5 protein-coding genes are annotated in these 4705 nt (G+C 71.0%); 3 read left to right on the top strand and 2 right to left on the bottom strand.

All coding sequences use genetic code 11. From position 1 onward, the window contains the following. Positions 1 to 1311, bottom strand: a 1311-nt coding sequence (locus AB1824_13175; GenBank protein ID MEW5765912.1) for a hypothetical protein, incomplete at its 3' end; no start/stop codon positions are given. Continuing rightward, positions 1308 to 1787: a hypothetical protein gene (locus AB1824_13170; protein ID MEW5765911.1), complete on the bottom strand. Its 480-nt coding sequence runs from the start codon at positions 1785 to 1787 to the stop codon at positions 1308 to 1310. The genes AB1824_13170 and AB1824_13175, both read right to left, overlap by 4 nt. Positions 1788 to 1965: 178 nt before the next feature. On the opposite strand from AB1824_13170, the gene dgt reads away from it, so the two are divergent. From dgt to AB1824_13155, 3 genes are all read left to right on the top strand, one after another. After that, complete coding sequence (gene dgt, locus AB1824_13165) at positions 1966 to 3273, top strand: dGTP triphosphohydrolase (protein ID MEW5765910.1); 1308 nt, start codon at positions 1966 to 1968, stop codon at positions 3271 to 3273. 60 nt (positions 3274 to 3333) lie between these two features. Continuing rightward, positions 3334 to 3903, top strand: a complete 570-nt coding sequence (locus AB1824_13160) for a chalcone isomerase family protein (protein MEW5765909.1) — start codon at positions 3334 to 3336, stop codon at positions 3901 to 3903. Between the two features lie 87 nt (positions 3904 to 3990). Next, positions 3991 to 4533: a hypothetical protein gene (locus tag AB1824_13155; GenBank protein MEW5765908.1), complete on the top strand. Its 543-nt coding sequence runs from the start codon at positions 3991 to 3993 to the stop codon at positions 4531 to 4533. The last annotated feature ends 172 nt before the right edge of the window (positions 4534 to 4705 follow it).

Here is a 4705-nt window from a genome sequence, read left to right as displayed (position 1 = left end):
CCGGGGCCCGCAGGCCAAGGCAAAGCCCTCTCCCGCGGCCAGGCCCAGCAGGTGGGGCGAGAAGGAGGCCTCCACAGGGACGAAGCGCCCCGCGGCCGCAAGGCCAAGAAAAGCCGAGTCCCCGTCCTGGCGGGCCAGGACCCACGCCTCGTCCCCGCTGGCGGGGGCGAAGGCGAACACGTGAAGCGAGGGCGGAGTGACGGGGGAAGGCCTCCCGCCCGACCAGGAGGCCAGGCGCCTGGGCCCGGATTCCGCCTGGACCATGCAGAGGGCCGTCCCCTTCGAGGCGGCTCCGCGGCTCCATCGCTCGCCGGAGGCCGGATGAGAGAGAAGGCCGGCCTGGCCGGAGAGGGCCGCCTCCAGCGGGCGCGGCGGAAGGAGCCGGCGCCGGTCGTCGGAGAGGTCGGCGGCGGCGTACACCTCGCCCCGGGTGAAGACGGGCACGGGCGGGTCGCCGGCCCAACCGGCCAGACGAGGGAAGGAGGTGCCGTCCTCCGAAAGGACCGTTTCCAGGAAGCCGGACGCGGGCTCCCATACCCGAAGGGCCCCTCCCTCCACGAAGGCGATGCGCCTTCCGTCCGGTGAGATGGACGGGTCCACGGCGTCGGCGGCTTCCGTGGTGAGGGTGGCCAGGCGGGTTCCACGGCGGTCGAAGAGCGCCAGCCCGTGGCGGTCCGAAAAGGCGACCGAACCGTCCCCGTCGGTGTCGGAGAGGGGGCAAGGCACGACGAAGCGGGACCCGTCGGGAGACCAGGCCGCCATGGCCGGAGCGAAGTCCAGCACGTAGCCCGTCAGCCGGATCGGCCCCGCCGAATCCCGCCTCAGGAGGAAGAGGGCCTGCCCGTCCCGGAGGTCCACGGAGCCGTCCCCCGTCGTGTCGGGGCCGCGCCGGCTGAAAAGAACCGCCTCTCCGTCGGGAGAAAAAACCGCCCGGAGGTCGCAGGCGTGTCCCCGCGCCGCGAGGAGGGCTCCCGGAACGGGGGCGGCCCAGGCATGCGGCGGCGCGGGGGGAGGCTGGCCGTCGGGGAGGGCCCGCAGGAGCAGCGCGGCGCCGATGGGGGCGACGGGACCGGCCAGGCCCAGGGCCGCGGAGGCGAGGAACTCTCCGCGCGGACTTTCCGGGTGGACCGAGCGAAGGAAATCCATGTTGCCCTGGTGGCAGGAAAGGCAGGGCCGGTCGGGGAGGACCGGGAGGCTCTTCTGGTGGCAGGAGAGGCAGGCGCCGTCCCCCTGGTACGGCCGGGGGGCCGCGCTCGTCCAGCCGGCGGCGAGCAGGACGGCCGCCAGGACCGCCGCCCCCCGGGGCCTCATGCCGCGCCTTTCTCGACCGCCGCCCGCCACCTCGCCTCGCAGGCCGGGCAGAGGCCGGCGGCGCGGTCGGAGACGGGCAGGGGAAAGGGCCGCGGCGAAAGAGCGCAGGACCAGGCATCGCAATGGGGGAGGCCCAGGGCGTGGGCCATCTCGTGGCGGACCACCCCCGCCAGATCCTCGGGCGAAAGGCCGTGGGCGGAGGCCAGGGCGACGCCCTTCCCCGAGCGGGAAAGGCCCCGGAGGGGGACGCGCCCCGCATCGTAGAGCGGCGAGGAGGTGAGGCCCAGGAGAGGGCGCTGGGAGGAGCGGAGCGAGAGCCAGTTCAGAAGGGCCTCGGGACCTTTGGAGGCGGCGAGGGAGGACCAGGGCGCCACGTCCTCCACGGCGGGGCGGAGGGGCCATACCGAGTCCGCCAGAGAGGCGCACCAGGGGACGCCGTCCAAAAAAACGAGCAGGCGCTGCCTTCCCGCTCCCATGCACTCCCCGCTTCCCGATAAGCCTTCGGTACCGCCGTCACCCTCAAACTAAAGGGGGGGGCTCACCCTGTCAAGGCGCAGGTGCCGCCCTGTCCGGATCGGGTCAAAGAGCGCAATCATGCCCCCCTTCCGCGAGCCCTCCCCGTGCCGTACACTGCCCGAAGCGGAAAGGAGCGCCATGGGCGGACACCCCGATCGCTGCTCGCCGGTTTGCGCCGCGCGGAACGCGCTTCTCGCGCCGTGGGCGGTGGCCTGTTCGGCCGGCGTCTCCCACGAGTTCCCCCACCGCCATCCCGGGAACCGGACCTACTTCCAGCAGGACAGGGACCGCCTCCTCCATTCGGAGGCCTTCCGTCGGCTCGGGTACAAGACCCAGGTCTTCGTGGTTCACGAGGGAGACTTCTACCGGACCCGGCTCACCCACACGCTCGAGGTCTCCCAGGTGGCGCGCGGCCTGGCCTGCGCCCTACAGGCCAACGAGGACCTCTGCGAAACCGTGGCCTACGCCCACGACCTGGGCCATCCGCCCTTCGGCCATCGGGGCGAGGACGCCCTGGACGCGCTCTACGCCGACCTCCTGGACCGGAGGCTCGGGCTGGCCCGCCCGACCGGGCGCAAGGCCTTCGAACAGAACTTCCAGTCCTACCGCATCGTGAGCCGCCTCGAGAGGAGGTACGCCGAGTTCCCGGGGCTGAACCTCAGCCGTCCCGCCCTCCACGCCGTCCTCAAGCACCACACGGCCTACGACGCGCCGGCGCTCCCGTACCCCCTGGAGGCGAGCGAGCCGGAGGAAGCGGGTCGCGTCCGACGCGAGTACCTCGATGCGGCCGGCTGTTCCGTCGAGGCCCAGATCGTCAACATCGCCGACCAGATCGCGTGGGTGACCCACGACCTCGAGGACGCCCTGCGCGTGAGGTTCCTCAAGGTGGAGGAGCTTCGGGATCTGAACAACCCGCTCCTCATGGCGGCCTGGGGCCGGGCCCACGAGGGCGCGCCGGATTGGGAGAAGGACTCCATCCTGTGGGCCCGCCTCCTCGTCCGGAACATGATCGACCTGCTCATCGGGGACGTGATCGCCTCCTCCTCCCCGCGCCTTTCCCTGCTCAAGAATCCCGAGGAGGTCCTCCGGAGCGGGGAGCCGGCCGTGGACTTCTCTCCCTCCATGGCGTCCGCCGTGCGGGCCATGCGGGAGATGCTCTTCTCACGGGTGTACACCCACCCGGTGGTGGAGCGCATGTCGGCCAAGGCGGCCTCCATCATCGAGCGGCTGTTCGAGAGCCTGACGCGCGACCTGTTGGAACCGGGTTCCGTCTCCATCCGCCTCCTTCCCCTGGCCACCCGCGCCCGCGTGGAGGAGGCCCGGGATCCCGTCGCCCGCTACGGCGTGGTGGTGGATTTCCTCGCGGGGATGACGGACCGCTTCGCGAGCGAGTTCTACCGGGTGCTGTACGAGCCCGAGGAGCGCGGGATCACTTCGCTGTATTGACCCGGCTTGCCCCGGGGGGCGGCGGGGGCTAGAGTGGACGCATCGGACAAGGAGGTAGCCATGAGGAAGTGGGTGCTGGTGCTTCTGGCGGTGGCGGCGTTGGGTCTGGCGGCGGTGGCCGCCGAACTGGAGGGGGTGAGCCTGCCGAACACGGTGAGCGCCGGGGGCGCGACGCTCCACCTCAACGGCATGGGCGTGAGGATCAAGAAGGTGGCCTTCATCCACGTGAAGGTCTACGTGGCGGGCCTCTACGTGGCGGAGAAGTCCACGGATCCGGCCAAGATCGTGGCGGCCGACGCCCCCAAGCAGCTCGTCATGCACTTCCTCTACAAGGAGGTCGGCAAGGACAAGCTGCTGGAGGGGTGGAACGAGGGCTTCACGAAGAACTCCGGCGACAAGGCCGCCGCCCTCAAGTCGCGCATCGACCAGTTCAACGGCTTCTGGTCCGACATGAAGACGGGCGACCGGGCCGTCCTCACCTACGTCCCCGGCGCGGGCACGAAGGTCGAGATCAAGGGAAAGGAAATGGGCGTCATCGAGGGCAAGGACTTCGCCGATGCGCTCTTCTCCATCTGGCTGGGCCAGAACCCTCCCAACGAGGAACTCAAGAACGGACTCCTCGGCAAGTAGGTGGGCGAACCCCGGCGGATCGGAGCCGCCGCGGCGTAACGTGCAGGGGGCGCGGGGGATCCCGCGCCCCCTTCCGCTGGAGGGGCCATGTTCCTTCCGGGAGCGGAGCAGGCAGGCCTGGCTCTTTGGCGAAAGTGGGTTCTCGCGGGCCGCCGCGACGAAGCCGAGCCTTGCGCGGACGGGCCCGGGTGGAGCCTCGCCTACACGGGCCGATACCGCCTCACGTTCCTTCTCACCACCGCGCTCTTCGCGGGCGTCCTGTACGGCGCCGTCTCCACGGGCGCCTTCGAAGAGAGGCCCGCGTGGGAGCCTTGGGTCCTCGGGGGCATCGTCCTTGCCGTCACGGCCTTTCAGGTATACCTCGCCGCGGCCTCGTTCCTGGACCGCGTGATCGTCACGGAGAGGGGCGTCGCCCTGAAGCGCCTTCTCCGCCGCAGGATGGAATTGCCTTGGGCGGACCTGGAACGGGTCTTCCCGAACGGCGAGGAGGACGGCCTGGTCTTCCTGCGGCGGGACGGGGCCAAGGGCGAGGTGAGCCTCTTCCTGGACGGCCTGGTTCGGTTGCGCATGTTGATGCAGGCCCACGTCCCCGGCCCGCGCTGGGAAGCCGCTTCCCCCTTCCTCCCCTGAGGGGTCCGACCGGCCCGTCATCTGTCTGTTGACAGGAAGAGGCGACATCGGTAGGCTCTGCGGCATGAGTCTCCAGGCGTTGTGGGTTCAGAATCCGACCGGCGTCCGAGGACTGTGTGGGTCAGAGAAGTGGCACGGCCTTTGCGCCCGCCCGCCCGCCCGCCCGCCCGCC

Source organism: Acidobacteriota bacterium (assembly GCA_040752915.1).
In the GTDB taxonomy this organism is placed as follows: domain Bacteria; phylum Acidobacteriota; class UBA4820; order UBA4820; family DSQY01; genus JBFLVU01.
Note: the sequence above shows the minus strand (reverse complement) of the source record. Positions and strands in the feature narration are given on the sequence as shown.

Coding starts and splice junctions, on each gene's coding strand:
- AB1824_13170 (MEW5765911.1), bottom strand. CDS start 1,787: ATGGGAGCGGGAAGGCAGCGCCTGCTCGTTTTTTTGGACGGCGTCCCC.
- dgt (MEW5765910.1), top strand. CDS start 1,966: ATGGGCGGACACCCCGATCGCTGCTCGCCGGTTTGCGCCGCGCGGAAC.
- AB1824_13160 (MEW5765909.1), top strand. CDS start 3,334: ATGAGGAAGTGGGTGCTGGTGCTTCTGGCGGTGGCGGCGTTGGGTCTG.
- AB1824_13155 (MEW5765908.1), top strand. CDS start 3,991: ATGTTCCTTCCGGGAGCGGAGCAGGCAGGCCTGGCTCTTTGGCGAAAG.